The sequence below is a fragment of the Gordonia sp. N1V genome, assembly GCF_029269935.1.
GTDB lineage: Bacteria > Actinomycetota > Actinomycetes > Mycobacteriales > Mycobacteriaceae > Gordonia > Gordonia polyisoprenivorans.
The window spans coordinates 1-19,877 of the sequence record NZ_JARJDD010000041.1; the positions used below are offsets into that span (position 1 = coordinate 1).

Annotated in this window: 13 protein-coding genes and 1 pseudogene; 13 read left to right on the top strand and 1 reads right to left on the bottom strand. The window is 65.7% G+C overall.

The genetic code is table 11. The features are described 5' to 3' along the window. The 13 genes and pseudogenes from P3L18_RS27585 to P3L18_RS27645 all read left to right on the top strand — a co-directional run. A pseudogene (locus tag P3L18_RS27585) lies at positions 1-377 on the top strand (ABC transporter ATP-binding protein); the annotation flags it as partial. 6 nt (positions 378-383) lie between these two features. Further along, complete coding sequence (locus tag P3L18_RS27590; RefSeq protein WP_006368382.1) at positions 384-1,190, top strand: ABC transporter permease; 807 nt, start codon at positions 384-386, stop codon at positions 1,188-1,190. 2 nt (positions 1,191-1,192) lie between these two features. Further along, complete coding sequence (locus tag P3L18_RS27595) at positions 1,193-2,071, top strand: ABC transporter permease (protein ID WP_006368383.1); 879 nt, start codon at positions 1,193-1,195, stop codon at positions 2,069-2,071. Between the two features lie 3 nt (positions 2,072-2,074). Further along, positions 2,075-3,403 carry an MCE family protein gene (locus P3L18_RS27600; RefSeq protein ID WP_276115924.1) on the top strand — a complete coding sequence of 443 codons (1,329 nt, stop codon included), beginning with the start codon at positions 2,075-2,077 and terminating at the stop codon, positions 3,401-3,403. Continuing rightward, positions 3,400-4,482 (top strand): MlaD family protein, encoded by a 1,083-nt coding sequence (locus tag P3L18_RS27605; protein ID WP_276115925.1) that lies wholly within the window; start codon positions 3,400-3,402, stop codon positions 4,480-4,482. The genes P3L18_RS27600 and P3L18_RS27605 overlap by 4 nt, the downstream gene beginning before the upstream one ends. 8 nt (positions 4,483-4,490) lie before the next feature. Then, complete coding sequence (locus P3L18_RS27610; protein ID WP_276115926.1) at positions 4,491-5,585, top strand: MCE family protein; 1,095 nt, start codon at positions 4,491-4,493, stop codon at positions 5,583-5,585. Next, positions 5,582-6,934, top strand: coding sequence for an MCE family protein (locus P3L18_RS27615; RefSeq protein WP_006368387.1), 1,353 nt, complete (start codon positions 5,582-5,584; stop codon positions 6,932-6,934). Before P3L18_RS27610 ends, P3L18_RS27615 begins: the two co-directional genes overlap by 4 nt. 1 nt (position 6,935) lies before the next feature. Then, entirely contained in the window at positions 6,936-8,306 is a 1,371-nt protein-coding gene (locus P3L18_RS27620; RefSeq protein ID WP_276115927.1) for an MCE family protein, read from the top strand. After that, positions 8,303-9,586 (top strand): MCE family protein, encoded by a 1,284-nt coding sequence (locus P3L18_RS27625; protein WP_079928983.1) that lies wholly within the window; start codon positions 8,303-8,305, stop codon positions 9,584-9,586. Before P3L18_RS27620 ends, P3L18_RS27625 begins: the two co-directional genes overlap by 4 nt. Positions 9,587-9,692: 106 nt before the next feature. Further along, entirely contained in the window at positions 9,693-10,430 is a 738-nt protein-coding gene (locus P3L18_RS27630; RefSeq protein WP_276115928.1) for a hypothetical protein, read from the top strand. Further along, positions 10,430-11,509, top strand: coding sequence for a hypothetical protein (locus P3L18_RS27635; RefSeq protein WP_276115929.1), 1,080 nt, complete (start codon positions 10,430-10,432; stop codon positions 11,507-11,509). The genes P3L18_RS27630 and P3L18_RS27635 overlap by 1 nt, the downstream gene beginning before the upstream one ends. A gap of 464 nt (positions 11,510-11,973) precedes the next feature. Further along, the gene (locus P3L18_RS27640; RefSeq protein ID WP_079928988.1) at positions 11,974-15,471 is read left to right on the top strand and encodes a DNA-directed RNA polymerase subunit beta; all 3,498 of its coding nucleotides are present in this window, start codon (positions 11,974-11,976) and stop codon (positions 15,469-15,471) included. A gap of 79 nt (positions 15,472-15,550) precedes the next feature. After that, entirely contained in the window at positions 15,551-19,510 is a 3,960-nt protein-coding gene (locus P3L18_RS27645) for a DNA-directed RNA polymerase subunit beta' (protein WP_276115930.1), read from the top strand. 81 nt (positions 19,511-19,591) lie between these two features. Here the strand turns inward: P3L18_RS27645 and P3L18_RS27650 are convergent. Continuing rightward, a partial coding sequence (locus tag P3L18_RS27650) for a VOC family protein (protein ID WP_276115931.1) occupies positions 19,592-19,877 on the bottom strand: 286 nt, incomplete at its 5' end.

Sequence of the window (19,877 nt, forward strand, 5' to 3'; positions counted from 1 at the left end):
TGCCCGAACGCAAGGCTGTCGCCCGCCACCGCGAACGCGTCCTGGAACTGCTGCCGTCGCTGCCGGAAAACGCTCAGCGCGCGATCCGCGAGTCGATGGAGCAGGAGGACGAGATCCGCGCCCAGGCACAGGCCCACGGCGCCGACATGGCCGAGAACGGGGCAGGCGCGCCCGCCCATGCCGGTGGGTCGGGCCAGGGGGAGTGGAGCTCGGCCGGCGGTGTGGCCACCGCCGAAGCGCCCACCGACGTCTACGAGTTCGCCGGCAACGACGCGCCCACTCAACAGTGGGACGTGCCGCCGGCCGCCCAGGCAAACCAGCCCACCGAGCAGATCGACACCACCAAGAAACCCCGACACGGCGACGGGCGGAGCTAACCGAGAATGGCCAATGCCACCACGCGTGGCGCCGACAAGATCGCGCAAGCCGGAACGAGTGCACTTGCCCAGGCGGGCAACATCGTCCAGCTGTTCGTCGACGTCGCGCGTCAGACCTTCGTACGGCCCTTCCAGTGGCGCGAGTTCATCCAGCAGGCCTGGTTCATCGCCAGCGTCACGATCCTGCCGACGGCGCTCATCGCGATCCCGTTCGGCGCGATCGTCTCGCTGCAGACCGGTTCGCTGATCAAGCAGCTCGGTGCCGAGTCGTACACGGGTGCGGCGAGTGTGCTGGTGGTGATCCAACAGGGATCGCCACTGGTGACCTCGCTGCTGGTCGCCGGCGCCGCCGGGTCGGCGGTCGCCGCCGACCTCGGTTCGCGCACCATCCGCGAGGAGATCGACGCGATGGAGGTGCTGGGCATCAACCCGGTCCAGCGCCTGGTGGTTCCGCGTGTGCTGGCGATGATCCTGGTCGCCGTGCTGCTCAACGGCCTCGTTGCGGTCGTCGGTATCGGCGGCGGCTACTTCTTCAACGTCATCGTCCAGGACGGCACCCCGGGCGCCTATCTGGCGTCGTTCGGTGCCCTCGCACAGCTTCCCGACCTGTGGATCTCGACGATCAAGGCCGCGATCTTCGGTGTGCTCGCCGGGGTCATCGCCGCCTACAAGGGACTCAATCCCAAGGGCGGCCCCAAGGGTGTCGGTGACGCGGTCAATCAGAGCGTGGTCATCACCTTCCTGCTGCTGTTCCTTGCCAACCTGATCATCACGGCGGTCTACCTGCAGATCGTCCCACCGAAGGGAAGTTAGGCGTGTCCGGTGGTGGCGGAGTGACGATCGCCAAGAGTCGTCCCGAGTATTACTTCTACGAAGCACGCAAACTGGCCGGAAAGCCGTTGAAGGTACTCGACGGTGCGGGCGAGCAGATGTCCTTCTACGGACGGACGTTGGCGTGGATCCCGAAGACGCTCGTGCACTACACGCGCGAGGTGCTGCGTCTGCTGGCCGAGGTGGCCTTCGGTACCGGCGGCCTGGCCGTCGTCGCGGGCACCGTCGGCGTGATGGTGTTGATGTCGGGGTTCACCGGCGTCGTCGTCGGTTTGCAGGGATATTCGGCGCTCGACCAGATCGGTTCGCAGGCGCTGACCGGCTTCCTGTCGGCCTACGTCAACACCCGTGAGGTGGCACCCCTTGTCGCGGGGCTGGCGTTGTCGGCGACGGTCGGGTGCGGTTTCACCGCACAGCTCGGTGCCATGCGCATCTCCGAGGAGATCGACGCCCTGGAATCGATGGCGGTGCCGTCGATCCCGTTCCTGGTGTCCACACGTGTGATCGCCGGTTTCATCGCGGTCATCCCGCTCTACGTGCTCGGTCTGCTCGCGTCGTATCTGGCCTCCCGGGAGATCACGGTCATCTTCAACGGCCAGTCCGCGGGCAACTACGACCACTACTTCAACTTGTTCCTGCCACCGGCCGACGTGCTGTGGTCCTTCGGCAAGGTGCTGATCTTCGCGTTCGTCATCATCCTGGTGCACTGCTATTACGGCTACTACGCCAGCGGGGGTCCCGCGGGCGTCGGCGTGGCGGTGGGGCACGCCGTTCGTGCCGCACTCGTCCTGATCGCGGTGCTCGACTTCTTCCTCGGACTGGCGATCTGGGGCACCACCACGACCGTCAGAGTGGGAGGCTGATCGATGGGGACCGTGCGCCGCAGACTCCTCGGCGTCGCCTTCCTGGTCGTCGTCGCGTTGTTCTTCGCGGTGACGATCATGAAGTTCAACAAGACATTCACCGACTTCACGACCGTCACGCTCACCACCGACGCCGTCGGCAACGCGCTGCCCGCGAATGCCGACGTCAAGGCCCGCGGGGTCGTCGTCGGCGAGGTCCGCAGTATCTCACCGGCGCCGAACGGTTCGGTCGACGTCGAATTGGGGCTCAACCCCGACATGGCCAAGCAGATCCCGCAGGCGACCACCGCGCGAATCCTGCCCAAGACGCTGTTCGGCGAGCGCTACGTCGATCTGCAGCTGCCCGCCGCCGGCGGACCGGGGCTGCAGAACGGTGACGTCATCGCAACCGACAAGAGCGGTAACGCGCAGGAGCTGCAGCAACTGTTCGACAAGCTGCTGCCGGTCCTGCAGGCCATCCCGCCGCAGGATCTCAACGTGACCCTGACGTCGCTGTCGCAGGCCCTGCAGGGCCGCGGCGAGGAGCTCGGCACCACCATCGACAACCTCAACAAGGTGTTCGTCGGCATCAACGGGGTACTGCCCGACCTGCAGGGCACCCTGCGGGGCTTGGCGAGTTTCTCGCAGACCTACTCCCAGGCGCTGCCCGACGTCATCGACGCCCTCGACAACTTCCGCACCACGTCGAACACCATCGTGGAGCGGCAAGGTGACCTGCGGACGTTGATCGCCACCCTCGGGGTCGCGGCCACCGACACCACCGGCTGGTTGCAGCAGAACGGAGACAACCTCGTCGACCTGTTCGTCGATTCCGAGCAGTTGCTCACCGGACTGGCCAAGCAGTCGCCGACCTTCCAGTGCACCTTCCACAACTTCGCGACCCTGATCCCGGAGTCGCAGAAGATCGTCGGTGCCGGCACCGCCAATCCCGGTGTGCGCGTGAACCTGCAGTTCGTGAACCCCCGCGGACGCTATCTCCCGAACCAGGACGAGCCGCGGTTCTTCGACACCGATCCGCCCGCGGTCTGCTACGAGCCGCCGACCAACGGCCGCCCGTTCCCGCAGTACCCCGGCGGTGGACTGGCCGACGGCTCCTACCAGCCGCCGTCGCGTAACCCCGGCCCGCGGACGATGCCGAGTCTGCCGCAGCCGCAGTTCACCACCACCCCGGTCGGACTGATCAAGCCCTCGCCGTTCGACGACCCGTCATTCCGGACCCAGCTGAAGCTGATCTACGGCTCGGCCAGCGGTACCCGCCCGGACGACGTCCCGACCTGGATCACCATGATCGGTGGTCCGGCGCTGGCCGGCGCGGAGGTGCACATCCAGTGAAATCCATTGTGGGACCGCTGATCAAGCTGATCACGTTCGCGGTGATCACCGTGATCGCGACCAGTCTTCTCGCCCTGACGATCGCCAACGCCGGTGGCGACGGCGACAGTAAGTACAGCGCCGTGTTCGACGACGCCGCCCTGCTCAACAAGGGCGACGACGTGCGTATCGCCGGTGTGCGCGTCGGTCAGGTCACCGACGTCGCGGTGTACGACCAGAACAAGGCGATGGTGAAGTTCAACATCAATCGGTCGTCGCTGCCGCAGGGTGCGCAACTCTACATCCGCTACCGCAACCTCACCGGACTGCGCTATCTGGCCGTCGAGCGGGGCGCGGGTACCTCGGATGCGACCGTGGCGCCGGGCTTCACCTTCGGTACCGACCCGAACGTGCGCGACACGCATCCCGCGGTGAATCTCACCGAGTTGTTCAACGGGTTCAAACCGCTGTTCCGTCAGCTCTCGGCCACCGACGTCAACAACCTCGCCGACCAGATCATCAAGATCTTCCAGGGCGAGGAGGGCAGCATCTCCACGTTGATCTCGAGCACCTCGTCGCTGACGAACTCGCTGGCCGACCGCGACAAGGTGATCGGTGAGCTCATCACCAACCTGACATCGGTGCTCAACACCGTCAATCGCAACGACGCGAACTTCAAGTCGCTCCTGGACAACACCGAGCAACTCGTGACCGGCCTTGCGGCGCAACGCGGTTCGGTCGGATCGGCGATCGCCTCGGTGTCGAATCTGACGACGGTGACCGCCTCGATCCTGTCGCAGACCAGACCGTCGATCCAGGGTGACATCGCGGGTCTGAAGTCACTGGCCGACCAGATCAACGCGCGCAACAAGGACGTGAACCAGATCCTGAACAATCTGCCGGTCAAGCTCCAGAAAATCGGCCGCGCGGCGACCTTCGGGTCGTGGTTCCAGTTCTATCTGTGCGGCATCGACGTCGTGGCGGGCAACGGTAAGTCGACCCTGCTGACCCAGCCGGCGGTGCCGTTGCCCGACATCAATCATGTGCTCTACACCAGCGCGGCGACCCGCTGCTGGAAAGACAACAGGCCAGGGGGGTGAGAGACGAGATGACGGATAACAGCAGCGCCGGTAACGGCGCGGACGATACCGGCGCGCAGGCACCGAAGAAGTCCCATCCGCATCGCCGCTTCGGCGGTCGGCGAAGTCCGGTCTCCATCGGCGGGATCGGCATCCTGATCCTGCTGATGGCCGCGGTCTCCGCGTTCTATCTGACCTCTCTCCCGCTGGTCGGGCAGGCGGCCACCTATACCGCGAAGTTCACCGAGGCCGCAGGCCTCAAGGCGGGCAACGAGGTCCGCGTCGCCGGCGTCAAGGTCGGCGAGGTCAAGGACGTGACCCTCGACGGCGACCGGGTCGACGTCAGGTTCCGGGTGTCCAACACCTGGATCGGTAACCAGACGCAGGCGTCCATCCAGATCAAGACGGTGCTGGGACAGAAGTATCTGAGCCTCAATCCGCGTGGGAGCAAGCAGGCCGATCCTGACGTGCCGCTGACCGATACGGTCTCGCCGTACGACGTCATCGAGGCGTTCTCCGACGCGACGACCCAGATCGAGGACCTCGACACCAACCAGTTGGCGCAGTCGATGCGCTCGCTCTCGGATGCCTTCTCCGGAACCGCGGGCGACATGGGGCCGGCGCTCGACGGCATCGCGCGGTTGTCGAACACCATCGCCAGCCGTGACCAAGAGGTGCAGAAGCTGTTGCAGGCCACCAAGGACACCTCCAAGATCCTCGCCGACCGCAACCAGACCTTCGTGCGGCTGATCGCCGGTGCCGGGCAGTTGCTCGACGAACTCAACAACCGGCAGAAGAACATCTCGGCACTGCTCGCCACGACGACGACGCTGTCGACGGCGTTGACCGGCATCGTGCGTGACAACGAGGCGCAGATCGGGCCCGCGCTCGACTCGCTCAAGGGCGTGAACGAACTGCTGACCAAGCAGAACGCCAACCTGCGCGCGACGATCACGAACATGGCGCCGTTCTATCGGCTCTACGCCAACGTGCTCGGCAACGGTCGGTGGTTCGAGTCGGTGGTCACCAACCTGCTGCCCCCGGCGCTGCCGCAGCAGAACACCACCCGACTGCCCAACAAGCAGGCCAACCAGAACAACGGCGGAACGGGGGCCACCGGATGACCACCGCACCGGATCTGACGAACACCTCCGGCCCCGGCCGGTGGTTCACCCCGCGCCACATCGTCTACATCGTGTTCGGCGTGATCATCGCGCTGATCGTCGCGGGGGTGTTGTGGTGGGCCTTCTCGCTGATCGGCACCACCAAGGTGACCGCCACCTTCCACCGCTCCGTCGGCATCTATGAGGGCACCGACGTCCGCGTCCTCGGGGTGTCGGTGGGCAAGGTGGATTCCGTTGAGCCCGAAGGCGATTCGGTCAAGGTGACGATGACGGTGGACCGTGGTGTGGATCTGCCCGCCGACGTCAAGGCCGTTCAGATCATCCCGTCGGTGGTCGCCGACCGCTTCGTCCAGCTGACGCCCGCCTACTCCGGCGGACCCAAGGCCGGCAAGGACGTCACCCTCGGACTCGACAAGACGATGGTCCCCGTCGAGATCGACCAGGTCTATTCGAGTGTGCAGAAACTGTCCGAGGCGCTCGGCCCTGACGGCGCCAACAGCAAGGGAGCGGTGAGCCAGCTCATCACCACCGGTGCCGACAACCTGCAGGGCAACGGTGAGAAGCTCGGCGCCGCGATCGAGAATCTCTCGAAGGCCAGCACCACCCTGTCGGACTCGCACGGCGACCTGTTCGACACCGTCAAGAACCTCAACACCTTCGTCGGCGCGCTGCGTGAGAACGACTCCCAGGTGCGCCAGTTCAACACGCAGATGGCCGATTTCAACAGCTTCCTCGCCGGTGAACGCCAGCAGCTCGCGACCGCGCTGAACAAGTTGTCGATCGCCCTCGGCGACGTCGCCGGGTTCATCCAGGACAACCGCGAACAGATCGGTCAGACGCTGAAGGATCTACAGCCGACGACGCAGGCGCTGCTCGACACCAAGACGTCGCTGAAGGAGATCTTGACGGTGCTCCCGCTGACGCTGAGCAACCTGATCAACGCCTACGACGCCGAGTCCGGCACGCTCGCGATGCGACTGACGATCCCCGATCTGCAGAATCTGCTTGCGGCGCAGTGCAAGTTCCTCGACCTCGGTCAGCTGCTGCCGGGCAATCCGGCCGCCACCCAGTTCAGCGACACCCTCGCGCCGCTGATCAATCAGTGCACCAACATCGCCAACCAGGTCAACGACAAGGTCCTCACCCCGATCCTGCCCATCCTGCCGTTCGGCATCATGAGCAACGGCAAGTTGCAGCAGTATCCGGTCCCGGGCACCGTGCCCGGTACCCCGGACCCGCGGCTGAATCCGGGGCCGAGCACGGGCCGTACGCCGGCCTCGACCACCGCACGGCCGTCGACGAGCCGCCCAGCGTCGACGACGGCCCGACCGGGAACGGGGGGCAACTGACATGGGGTACGAGACGAAGCGCTCGCGCCGTTCGCTGCGTACTCGGTTGACCGAGACAGTGGGCGGTCGGTTGACCGGAGCATTGGGCGGTCGGTTGACCGGGACATTGGGCGGTCGGTTGACCGGGGCACTGCTGAGCCTGGCCACCGTGGTGCTGGTGGCCGGTTGCGGCAGCAACGGCATCCAGTCGATCCCGCTGCCCGGTGGCGTCGACGTCGGCGACAACCCGCGGACCTACACCATCCAGTTCAGCGACATCCTGGATCTGGTCCCGCAGTCGATGGTGAAGCAGAACGGCGTCGCCGTCGGCCGCGTCACCAAGGTCGAGGTCCCCGACAACGAGTGGTACGCGCTGGTCACCATCAAGGTGAAGCACGAGATCGACCTGTCCGACCAGGCGCAGGCGGCGGTCCAGCAGACCAGTCTGCTCGGCGAGAAGTTCGTGGCCCTCGACGACCCGGCGGAGGCCGGCAACGCGCCGCGCCAGCCCGACGGCCAGCCGATTCCGCTGGCCCGGACCCGCACCGCCACCGACATCGAACAGGTGCTCGGCGCGTTGTCGATGTTGCTCAACGGAGGTGGCATCAACCAGCTGGAGCCCATCGTCACCGAGCTCAACAAGGCCTTCGACGGCCGCGCGAACAACGTCAAGAGCTTGCTGAACAACGCCTCGGAACTCATCTCGGGTCTCAACAAGCAGCGCGACGACATCATCAGTGCGATCGATGGGCTCAACACGCTCTCGGCGCGGGCCAATGCGCAGACCGATCAGATCAACCGCATCCTGCAGCAGTTGCCCGCCGGTATTGCCGTCCTCGAGCAGCAGCGTCCGCAGTTCGTCGACCTGTTGACCAAACTCGACAAACTCGGGCAGGTGGGCACCGATGTCCTCGGCCGCGCCCGCGAGTCGATGATCACCGATCTCAAGGCGCTTCGACCGGTGTTGACCGAATTGTCCAAGGCGGCACCGGATCTCATCACCGCCGCGCCGCTGATGCTGACCCACCCGTTCCCCGACTCATTGCTGCCCGCGGTGCAGGGTGACTCGACCAACCTGTTCATGACGTTGGATCTGCGCACGCTGAATCAGCTCGAGGCGCTCGGTGTGGGCCAGGGCAACCCGGTCTATTCGCCGCCGGAGCGGCACAGCGTGCCGGTGAACCCGTCGAACCCCTACTACAAGGGCAACGGGCCGCGCTACGGCTGGCCGACGATCACCCTGCTGCCGCCGGCCGCGAACTCGCGTCCGGGCCCCAACACGCCACCGTCGGGCGGCACCTACCCGGCCAACCCGGCGTCGTTCGCCCCGGTTCCCGCCCAGGGGCAGGGACTGCTGGACAAGACGCTCGCACAGATGGGGGTGGGCGCATGATCGGCAAGCTCGCCAAGATCCAGCTGCTGGTGTTCGCCGTCGTCGGCATCGTCGCGATCGTCTACGTCGGCGCGAAATACGCGCGGCTCGACAAGCTCGCCGGCATCGGCAACTACACGGTGACCGCGGAGATGAATCAGTCCGGTGGCATCTTCACCAACGCCGAGGTCACCTACATGGGCATCCCCGTCGGCCGGGTGGGCGCGATGACGCTGACCGCCGACGGCGTCGACGTCAAACTCGACCTCAACTCCGGTGGTCCCAAGATCCCGGCGTCGTCGAAGGCCGTCGTCGCCGAGCGGTCGGCGATCGGTGAGCAGTTCATCGACTTGCAGCCGTCGGGGTCGACGTCCGGGCCGTACCTGGGCAACGGGTCGACGATCTCACCCGACAACGTCTCCATCCCGGCGCCGCTCGAGGACGTCGTCGCCTCGGCCATCAACTTCACCAACTCGATCCCGATCGACGACCTGCACACGGTGATCACCGAGCTCGGCAAGGCCTTCAACGGGCAGGGTGACAATCTGTCCCGCCTCGTCGACTCGTTGAACACGCTGGCGAAGGCGGGCGCGGACAATCTGCCGCAGACGATCTCGCTGATCCAGAACTCCGATGTGGTGCTCTCCACCCAGGCCGACCAGTCCGATGCGATCCTGACGTGGTCGCGCAACCTGAACCTGATCACCGCCACGCTCGCGTCGTCGGACCCCGATCTGCGACGTCTGCTCACCACGGGCACGGCGTCGGCGACCCAGATCTCGGCGCTGATCCAGAAGAACGGCGGCGATCTGGGCAAGGTGGTCGGCGACCTTTCCGAGGTGTCGCGCACGATCCAACCCGCGACGTACATGACCTCGGGGACGTTCGCGATGCTCTCGGCGCTCTCGGCAGGCAGCCACAGCCCGGCACCCGGCGACGGGCAGATCCACTTCGGCATCGTGCTCGAAACCAACAACCCGCCGGCGTGCACCAAGGGGTACGAGAGCACCTACAAGATGATCGACGAGATCAAGAAGAAGGACCCGACCTTCGACATCCGCTACGACGATTTCCCGTTCAACACGAACGCGTCGTGTGATGTGCCGTTCGGTAATCCGACGGGTGTGCGCAGCGCCGACCGCGTGCAGTACGCCAACCCCGACACCCCGCAACCGTGGGACAACACGCCCAAGAAGGACCCCGACAAACTGAACCTCAATCCGCTGGCCACCCAGCTCGCCTACCTGTTGGGTGTGCGTCCGGTGAACCCCGGTGGATTCGGGTACGGCGTCGGCCAGTGACGAAACACGCTGGATGACGGGCTGTTTCCGGCCCGTCGACGACGCCTGTTCGACGATGAAGGAGCGATTGGCAACCTCTCAGGTCCGATCGTTACAGTGACGCGCGATGACGACGAAGAGTGACCCGAAGCGGTCCCGCACGCCCCGGCAAGGGACCGACGAACCCGGCGCGGCGGGCGGACGAAACCCCGCTGCCGGTACCGCGGCCGACAAGAACGGGCCGACACCGCGCAATGCCGCGATGCTGCGCAACATTCTGGGCGTGGTGGTGATCGGCGTACTGGTCGCCGCGATCGCATGTGCCGGCTGGTTCGGGTATCGGGCCTATGAGGCCTACGCGGTGGCGGCGCCGACGCAGCAGGCACGCGACGACGCGACGGGAGCCGCCGAGCAGGCGATGCTCAACGTCACCACGATCGATCCCAAGAACATGAACACCTTCAACCAGCGGCTGCAGAGCAGTTTCGCCGGTGACGCCCTCGATCAGGTCCGCCAGCAGGTGGCCGGCACGCTCGACCCGCAGCTCCAGCAGGCCGGCAGCCAGGTGGGGTCGACGACCTCGCGGGTGGTGCGGTCGGCGCCGACGCAGGTGAACGCCGACGAGGGGACCGCGCAGGTCCTCGTGTACGTCGCGGTGACGGGCAAGATGCCCGGGCAGGCGTCGGAGACCCCGAACACCATGGGATTCCTGGTCGGGATGCAGAAATTCGGTGACACGTGGAAGGCGGTGAAGGTGAGTCCGCTCGACGGGATCTCCTACGCCGACGACGGATCGTCGGGTACCGGAACCGACAGCGGCGGCAGTACGCCCGCCCCGACCGGTGCACCGACAGGGGGCAACTGATGGCGCGCACACCAGGGCAGCGCAAGCCCGGCTACCGCCCGAAGGTCGCCGGGTCCCGGCGCCCGGCCGATCAGGTCGTGGACGAGACGGTTACCGATCAGGTTGCGGACGGGACGGCGACCGACGTGTCGGCCACCGACGTGACGGCGACCTCCGCAGAGGAGAAGCCTGCAGAGGAGAAGCCTGCCGACAAGTCTGCCGCGGAGGAGCACGTCGGGGAGGAGCCGGTCGCAGACGAGTCGGTCGCAGACGAGCCGGTAGTCGACGAGCCGGCCACCGATGAGCCCGAGGCAGCCGAGTCCGAGGCAGCGCCGATCTCGCTGACGAAGAAGAACGCAGACGCCAAAGACCCCGAAGCCGGGGCCCCGGACGACCCCGCCGTCGAGCCCGAACGTCCGACCGGCAAGACGCGACCGGTGTCGCGGGTGTCGACCATCAAACCGCAGCCCGACGCCGCGCGCCGCGCGCAGACGCAGGCAAACGCGCAGCGCGGCAACGGGTTCGGCCGACGCGGAGCGGGTCGCGACAGGTCGGCCGAAAAGGAACTGGCCGCCGCTCGTCGGGCCGAGCGGGGATGGTTCTCCGGTCGGGCCATCGCGATCATCGCCGGTGTGGCCGCTCTGTTCGCGATCGTCGCCGTCGTCCTCGCGCTGCATCCGGGTGCGAACGTCGGCGACAACAAGGCCTTCATCGATCAGGCCGCCACCACCGACCTGACCTCGCAGGCGCAGTCGAAGTTCTGTCAGGTCCAGGGCGCGCGCAGCAAGGACTTCGACAACTGGGCCGCCTCGGCTCGGACAGCCCTCACCGGCGACGCCCTCAAACAGTTCAACCAGGGCCTGCCGACCATCAAGGAGCAGTTCGGGCAGCAGGACGTCACCAACGACTGCAAGGTCGACGCCGTCGGCGTCACCAAGCTGTCCGGCGACTCCGACGGCGCCACCGCCGACGTGATCCTGAACTTCGTCGCCTCGGGGACCGCCAACGGCGCCCCGACACAGAGTGTCATCGGTCGCTACCAGCTCGGTCTGGTCAAGCACGGCGATCAGTGGCTCATCCAGAGCTACACCGACATCTGACACCTGGCGAAATGGTGTCGACTTCGGGTTTGTGTGCCCTACAGGACACACAAACCCGAAGTCGACACCACTGCGGTGCGGTCTGGCCGGCATCCGGCGTACCCGGAATCGCTCCCCAGCAGGTTCAACACACTATTTCTTCCACAAATCTGCGCGTAGCGCTTGACGTGACGGCGTCGGCGGGCCAATCTGTCACCAGCGAATATCGCGGGTGGCAGCCACACAGCGCGGATTCGGTTCACGGCGTCGCTGCCTGCAGTGTGATCACTGCTTGACACGGTGCCTTCTTTTCCTGTTATAGTTGGACGTTGCGCTGGCTGCCTCCTGTCCATCTAACGATTCTCCTTCCGGCCACCTTGTGTGAGCTGCGGTGATCGCCGATCCAGGTTTGTCACCAGCGAACGGCCCATCAGCCACGCCACACAACGCACGGCAGTGAACACATCGTGTTGGAAGGACGCACCTTGGCAGTCGACCGCCAGTCCACCTCAACCACCATCCCTGGCGCACCACACCGCGCCTCGTTCGCGAAGATCAGCGAACCCTTGGAGGTACCGGGCCTCCTCGACCTCCAACTCGACTCCTTCGAATGGCTCGTCGGTTCTCCCGAATGGCGCGCGAAAGCGATCTCGCGCGGCGACGAGAGCCCTACCGGAGGCCTCGAGGACATCTTGCACGAGCTCTCGCCCATCGAGGACTTCTCGGGTTCGATGTCGCTGTCCTTCTCCGACCCGCACTTCGACGAGGTCAAGGCCTCCGTCGAGGAGTGCAAGGACAAGGACATGACGTACGCGGCCCCGCTGTTCGTCACCGCGGAGTTCATCAACAACAACACCGGTGAGATCAAGTCGCAGACCGTGTTCATGGGCGACTTCCCGATCATGACCGACAAGGGCAGCTTCATCATCAACGGCACCGAGCGTGTCGTGGTGAGCCAGCTCGTGCGCAGCCCCGGTGTCTATTTCGACGCCACCATCGACAAGACCACCGAGAAGACCCTGCATACCGTCAAGGTCATCCCGAGTCGTGGCGCATGGCTCGAGTTCGACGTCGACAAGCGTGACACCGTCGGTGTGCGTATCGACCGCAAGCGCCGCCAGCCGGTCACCGTGCTGCTCAAGGCGCTCGGTTGGACCACCGAGGAGATCAGCGAGCGTTTCGGGTTCTCCGAGATCATGATGTCCACCCTGGAGAAGGACAACGCCGCCAACCAGGACGAGGCACTGCTCGAGGTCTACCGCAAGCTGCGTCCGGGCGAGCCGCCGACCAAGGAGTCCGCGGAGAACCTCCTGGAGAACCTGTTCTTCAAGGAGAAGCGCTACGACCTCGCGCGCGTCGGCCGGTACAAGGTCAACAAGAAGCTCGGTCTCACCGACAACCCGATGACCGGCGAGGCGGTGCTGACCCGCGAGGACATCGCCGCGACCGTCGAGTACCTGGTGCGTCTGCACGACGCCGACCCGCACACCGTGTCGTTCGCCAAGGTTGCCGGTCCCGAGGGCCTCGACGTGCCGATCGAGGTCGACGACATCGACCACTTCGGCAACCGTCGTCTGCGCACCGTGGGCGAGCTGATCCAGAACCAGATCCGCGTGGGTCTCTCGCGTATGGAGCGTGTCGTGCGTGAGCGCATGACCACCCAGGACGTCGAGGCGATCACCCCGCAGACCCTGATCAACATCCGTCCCGTCGTGGCGGCGATCAAGGAGTTCTTCGGCACCAGCCAGCTCTCGCAGTTCATGGACCAGAACAACCCGCTGTCGGGGCTGACCCACAAGCGTCGCCTGTCGGCGCTGGGCCCGGGTGGTCTGAGCCGTGAGCGCGCCGGCCTCGAGGTGCGCGACGTGCACCCGAGCCACTACGGCCGCATGTGCCCGATCGAGACCCCGGAAGGCCCGAACATCGGCCTGATCGGCTCGCTGTCGGTGTACGCGCGGGTCAACCCGTTCGGCTTCATCGAGACCCCGTACCGCAAGGTCGTCGACGGCGTCGTCACCGACACCATCGAGTACATGACCGCCGACGAGGAGGATCGTTACCTCATCGGTCAGGCCAACACCAGCTATGACCTGAACGGCAACATCACCGACGAGCGCGTCCTGGTCCGCAAGAAGGGCTCCGAGGTGGAGTTCGTCGATGCGGCGCAGGTCGAGTACCTCGACGTCTCGCCGCGCCAGATGGTGTCGGTCGCGACCGCGATGATCCCGTTCCTCGAGCATGACGACGCCAACCGCGCCCTGATGGGTGCGAACATGCAGCGTCAGGCCGTGCCGCTGGTGCGCAACGAGTCGCCGCTGGTCGGTACCGGCATGGAGTTGCGTGCCGCCGTCGACGCCGGTGACGTCATCGTCTCGTCCAAGACCGGCGTGGTCGAGGAGGTCTCGGCCGACTACATCACCGTGATGGCCGACGACGGCACCCGCGACACCTACCGGATGCGCAAGTTCGCACGCTCCAACCATGGCACCTGCGCCAACCAGCGTCCGATCGTGGACGAGGGGCAGCGCGTGGAGTCCGGTCAGGTCCTCGCCGACGGGCCCTGCACCGAAAACGGTGAGATGGCCCTGGGCAAGAACCTGCTCGTGGCGATTATGCCGTGGGAGGGCCACAACTACGAGGACGCGATCATCCTGAGCCAGCGGCTCGTGGAGGAGGACGTGCTCACCTCGATCCACATCGAGGAGCACGAGATCGATGCCCGCGACACCAAGCTCGGTGCCGAGGAGATCACCCGCGACATCCCGAACGTCTCCGACGAGGTGCTCGCCGATCTCGACGAGCGCGGCATCGTGCGCATCGGTGCGGAAGTCCGCGACGGCGACATCCTGGTCGGCAAGGTCACCCCGAAGGGCGAGACCGAGCTGACCCCGGAGGAGCGTCTGCTGCGTGCCATCTTCGGTGAGAAGGCCCGTGAGGTGCGCGACACCTCGCTCAAGGTCCCGCACGGTGAGACCGGCAAGGTCATCGGTGTGCGCGTGTTCAGCCGTGACGACGACGACGATCTGCCGCCCGGCGTCAACGAGCTGGTCCGCGTTTACGTGGCGCAGAAGCGCAAGATCCAGGACGGCGACAAGCTCGCCGGCCGCCACGGCAACAAGGGCGTCATCGGCAAGATCCTGCCCGCCGAGGACATGCCGTTCCTGCCGGACGGCACCCCGGTCGACATCATCCTCAACACCCACGGTGTGCCGCGTCGTATGAACATCGGCCAGATCCTGGAGACCCACCTCGGGTGGATCGCCAAGGCCGGCTGGAACGTCGACGTGGCCGGCGGGGTCCCGGAGTGGGCGTCGAAGCTGCCCGAGGACATGTACTCGGCGGCTCCCGACACCAACACCGCGACCCCGGTGTTCGACGGTGCCCGCGAGGAGGAGCTGACCGGACTGCTGTCCTCGACGCTGCCCAACCGCGACGGTGAGGTCATGGTCAACGGCGACGGCAAGGCCACGCTGTTCGACGGTCGTTCCGGTGAGCCGTTCCCGTACCCGGTGTCGGTCGGCTACATGTACATCATCAAGCTGCACCACCTCGTCGACGACAAGATCCACGCACGCTCGACCGGTCCGTACTCGATGATCACCCAGCAGCCGCTCGGCGGTAAGGCCCAGTTCGGTGGCCAGCGCTTCGGTGAGATGGAGTGCTGGGCGATGCAGGCCTACGGCGCCGCCTACACCCTGCAGGAGCTGCTGACGATCAAGTCCGACGACGTGGTCGGCCGCGTGAAGGTGTACGAGGCGATCGTCAAGGGCGAGAACATCCCCGAGCCCGGTATCCCCGAGTCGTTCAAGGTGCTCCTCAAGGAGCTCCAGTCGTTGTGCCTCAACGTCGAGGTGCTCTCGAGTGACGGTGCCGCGATCGAGATGGCCGACTCCGACGACGAGGATCTCGAGCGCGCCGCCGCCAACCTGGGAATCAACCTGTCGCGCAATGAGTCCGCGACGGTCGACGACCTGGCGAACTGATCAACCGCCCGCCGGGGCCACGGCCCCGGCGGGTACCCCCATTAGTCGAATCAAAGAGCTTGCTCAGGGAAGGCATAGAGTGCTCGACGTCAACTACTTCGACGAACTGAAGATCGGTCTCGCCACGGCCGATGACATCCACAACTGGTCCTACGGCGAGGTCAAGAAGCCGGAGACCATCAACTACCGCACGCTCAAGCCCGAGAAGGACGGCCTGTTCTGCGAGAAGATCTTCGGACCGACTCGCGACTGGGAGTGCTACTGCGGCAAGTACAAGCGTGTGCGCTTCAAGGGCATCATCTGCGAGCGTTGCGGGGTCGAGGTCACCAAGGCCAAGGTCCGCCGCGAGCGCATGGGCCACATCGAGCTGGCCGCCCCGGTCACCCACATCTGGTACTTCAAGGGTGTGCCGAGCAGGTTGGGCTACCTGCTCGACCTGGCGCCGAAGGATCTCGAGAAGATCATCTACTTCGCCGCCTACGTGATCACCTCCGTCGACGACGAACTGCGCCACAACGAGCTCTCCACGCTCGAGGCGGAGATCGAGGTCGAGAAGAAGGCCGTCGCCGACCAGCGTGACGTCGACCTCAACGAGCGTCAGCAGAAGCTCGAGGCCGATCTCGCCGAGCTCGAGGCCGAGGGTGCCAAGGCTGACGTCCGCCGCAAGGTCAAGGACGGGGCCGAGCGCGAGATGCGTCGCATGCGTGACGCCGCGCAGCGTGAGCTCGACGGTCTCGACGAGCTGTGGGACAAGTTCGTCAAGCTCTCCCCCGGCGATCTGATCATCGACGAGAAGCTCTACCACCAGCTCCAGGACCGCTACGGCGAATACTTCGCCGGATCGATGGGCGCCGAGGCGATCAAGAAGCTCCTCGAGACCTTCGACATCGATGCCGAGGCCGAGTCGCTGCGCGAGACGATCCGCAGCGGCAAGGGTCAGAAGAAGCTGCGTGCGCTCAAGCGCCTCAAGGTGGTTGCGGCGTTCCAGCAGTCGGGCAACTCGCCGCTGGGCATGGTGCTCGACGCCGTTCCGGTGATCCCGCCGGAGCTGCGTCCGATGGTGCAGCTCGACGGTGGCCGCTTCGCGACCTCCGACCTCAACGACCTGTACCGCCGTGTCATCAACCGCAACAACCGCCTCAAGCGACTGATCGACCTCGGTGCCCCCGAGATCATCGTCAACAACGAGAAGCGGATGCTGCAGGAGTCGGTGGACGCCCTGTTCGACAACGGCCGTCGCGGACGTCCGGTCACCGGACCGGGTAACCGCCCGCTGAAGTCGCTCTCGGATCTGCTCAAGGGCAAGCAGGGCCGGTTCCGTCAGAACCTGCTCGGCAAGCGCGTCGACTACTCCGGCCGTTCGGTCATCGTTGTCGGCCCGCAGCTCAAGCTGCACCAGTGCGGCCTGCCCAAGCTGATGGCGCTCGAGCTGTTCAAGCCGTTCGTGATGAAGCGTCTGGTCGACCTGAACCAGGCCCAGAACATCAAGAGCGCCAAGCGCATGGTCGAGCGTCAGCGGCCGGCCGTGTGGGACGTCCTCGAAGAGGTCATCGCCGAGCACCCGGTGCTGCTGAACCGTGCGCCGACGCTGCACCGTCTCGGTATCCAGGCCTTCGAGCCGCAGCTGGTGGAGGGCAAGGCCATTCAGCTGCACCCGCTGGTCTGTGAGGCCTTCAACGCCGACTTCGACGGTGACCAGATGGCCGTGCACCTGCCGCTGAGCGCGGAGGCGCAGGCCGAGGCCCGCATCCTGATGCTGTCCTCGAACAACATCCTGTCGCCGGCTTCCGGTCGCCCGTTGGCGATGCCGCGTCTGGACATGGTGACCGGCCTGTTCTACCTGACCACCCTCAAGGAGGGTGCGGCAGGCGAGTACCAGGCCGCGACCGCCGATCATCCCGAGGAGGGCGTGTACTCCAGCCCGGCCGAGGCCATCATGGCCGTCGACCGTGGGGTGCTGACCGTGCAGTCGCGCATCAAGGTGCGACTGACCGATCAGCGTCCGCCGCTGGAGATCGAGGCGCAGGAGTTCGCCGACGGCTGGCGGTTCGGGCAGCCGTGGACCATCACGACCACGCTGGGTCGGGTGCTGTTCAACGAGCTGCTGCCGATCGAGTACCCGTTCGTCGACGAGCAGATGCCGAAGAAGCGTCAGGCCGCGATCATCAACGATCTCGCCGAGCGCTACCCGATGATCGTCGTCGCGCAGACCGTCGACAAGCTCAAGGATGTCGGCTTCTACTGGGCGACCCGTTCGGGCGTGACCGTGTCGATGGCCGACGTGCTCGTGCCGCCGCAGAAGGCTGAGATCCTTGAGCGTTACGAGGAGCGTGCCGATGGTCTGGAGCGCAAGTTCCAGCGCGGTGCCCTGACCCCGGACGAGCGGCGCGATGCGCTGGTCGAGATCTGGAAGCAGGCCACCGAAGAGGTCGGTAAGGCCATGGAGGACTACTACCCCGAAGACAACCCGATCACGATGATCCCGAAGTCGGGTGCGACGGGAAACATGACCCAGGTCCGCAACCTGTCGGGCATGAAGGGTCTGGTGACAAACCCCAAGGGTGAGTTCATCCCGCGTCCGATCAAGTCCTCCTTCCGAGAGGGCCTGACCGTGGCGGAGTACTTCATCAACACCCACGGTGCCCGAAAGGGTCTGGCCGACACCGCACTTCGTACCGCCGACTCGGGTTACCTGACCCGCCGTCTGGTCGACGTCAGCCAGGATGTCATCGTCCGCGAGACCGACTGTGCCACCGAGCGCGGCATCGTCGTCCCGCTGGGAGAGAAGCAGCCCGACGGTTCGATCATCCGTGACGCGCACGTCGAGACCAGTGCGTACGCACGCACGCTGGCCGCCGACGCCCTCGACGCCGATGGCAATGTCGTCGTCGAGCGTGGTCACGACCTCGGTGATCCGGCAATCGAGGCCCTGCTCGCAGCGGGTATCACACAGGTCAAGGTTCGTTCGGTGTTGACCTGTGCGACCGGAACCGGCGTGTGCGCGATGTGCTACGGACGGTCGATGGCCACCGGCAAGCTCGTCGACATCGGTGAGGCCGTCGGCATCATCGCAGCCCAGTCGATCGGTGAGCCCGGTACCCAGCTGACCATGCGTACCTTCCACCAGGGTGGCGTCGGTGACGACATCACCGGTGGTCTGCCGCGTGTGCAGGAACTCTTCGAGGCGCGCGTGCCCAAGGGTGTCGCGCCGATCGCGGAGGTCTCCGGCCGGGTGCGTCTCGAGGACGACGACCGCTTCTACAAGATCACGATCGTCCCCGACGACGGATCGGAAGAGGTTGTCTACGACAAGATCTCGAAGCGTCAGCGTCTGCGTGTGTTCAAGCACGACGACGGCTCCGAGCGTCTGCTCGCCGACGGCGACCACGTCGAGGTCGGCCAGCAGCTCATGGAGGGTTCGGCGAACCCGCACGAGGTGCTGCGTGTGATGGGGCCCCGTCAGGTGCAGGTGCACCTGGTCAACGAGGTCCAGGAGGTCTACCGCAGCCAGGGTGTGTCGATCCACGACAAGCACATCGAAACCATCGTGCGTCAGATGCTGCGTCGCGTGACGATCATCGACTCGGGGTCGACGGAGTTCCTGCCCGGTTCGCTCACCGAGCGTGCCGAGTTCGAGGCCGCCAACCGTCGCGTCGTGTCCGAGGGTGGCGAGCCCGCGGCCGGTCGTCCGGTGCTGATGGGTATCACCAAGGCGTCGTTGGCCACCGACTCGTGGCTGAGTGCGGCGTCGTTCCAGGAGACCACCCGTGTGCTCACCGATGCGGCCATCAACAGTCGCAGCGACAAGCTCATCGGCCTCAAGGAGAACGTGATCATCGGTAAGCTGATCCCGGCCGGTACCGGCATCAACCGGTACCGCAACATCCAGGTGCAGCCGACCGAGGAGGCGCGCGCCGCGGCCTACGCGATGCCCGCCTACGACGACACCTACTACAGCCCGGACGGCACCTTCGGTGCTCCCGCCGGCGCTGCGGTGCCGCTCGACGACTACGGCTTCTCCAGCGGCGACTACCGCTAGTCACCTCAAGAGGTCAGGCGACCCCCGCACCGGAAGGTGCGGGGGTCGCTGTCTTTTTTTGGAGCGTCTTGTGTGGGCCCATCAGCTCTCATGTCGATACGGCAGGTACTGCACATTCCAGTGGTTGCCGTCGGGATCGTCGAAGTAGACGAAGTGTCCCCACTGAGTGATGTCGACGTCGGAAACCTCGATTCCGGCGTCGGTGAGGTGCCGGTGGGCTGCGTCGATGTCGGAGAGGCAGAGCATCAAGGTCGACCGGCTGGGCGGCGGACCATCGACGATGCCGGTGCCGAACGCGATCGAGCAGCCCGACTGACGGCGCTCATTGAAAGTGCCCAGTCTGGCTAATTGAAACTGCTCACTTGTG

Bases quoted from the DNA above. Each gene is read 5' to 3' on its own strand.
- P3L18_RS27590 (WP_006368382.1), top strand. From the start codon at position 384: ATGGCCAATGCCACCACGCGTGGCGCCGACAAGATCGCGCAAGCCGGA.
- P3L18_RS27600 (WP_276115924.1), top strand. From the start codon at position 2,075: ATGGGGACCGTGCGCCGCAGACTCCTCGGCGTCGCCTTCCTGGTCGTC.
- P3L18_RS27610 (WP_276115926.1), top strand. From the start codon at position 4,491: ATGACGGATAACAGCAGCGCCGGTAACGGCGCGGACGATACCGGCGCG.
- P3L18_RS27615 (WP_006368387.1), top strand. From the start codon at position 5,582: ATGACCACCGCACCGGATCTGACGAACACCTCCGGCCCCGGCCGGTGG.
- P3L18_RS27620 (WP_276115927.1), top strand. From the start codon at position 6,936: ATGGGGTACGAGACGAAGCGCTCGCGCCGTTCGCTGCGTACTCGGTTG.
- P3L18_RS27625 (WP_079928983.1), top strand. From the start codon at position 8,303: ATGATCGGCAAGCTCGCCAAGATCCAGCTGCTGGTGTTCGCCGTCGTC.
- P3L18_RS27630 (WP_276115928.1), top strand. From the start codon at position 9,693: ATGACGACGAAGAGTGACCCGAAGCGGTCCCGCACGCCCCGGCAAGGG.
- P3L18_RS27635 (WP_276115929.1), top strand. From the start codon at position 10,430: ATGGCGCGCACACCAGGGCAGCGCAAGCCCGGCTACCGCCCGAAGGTC.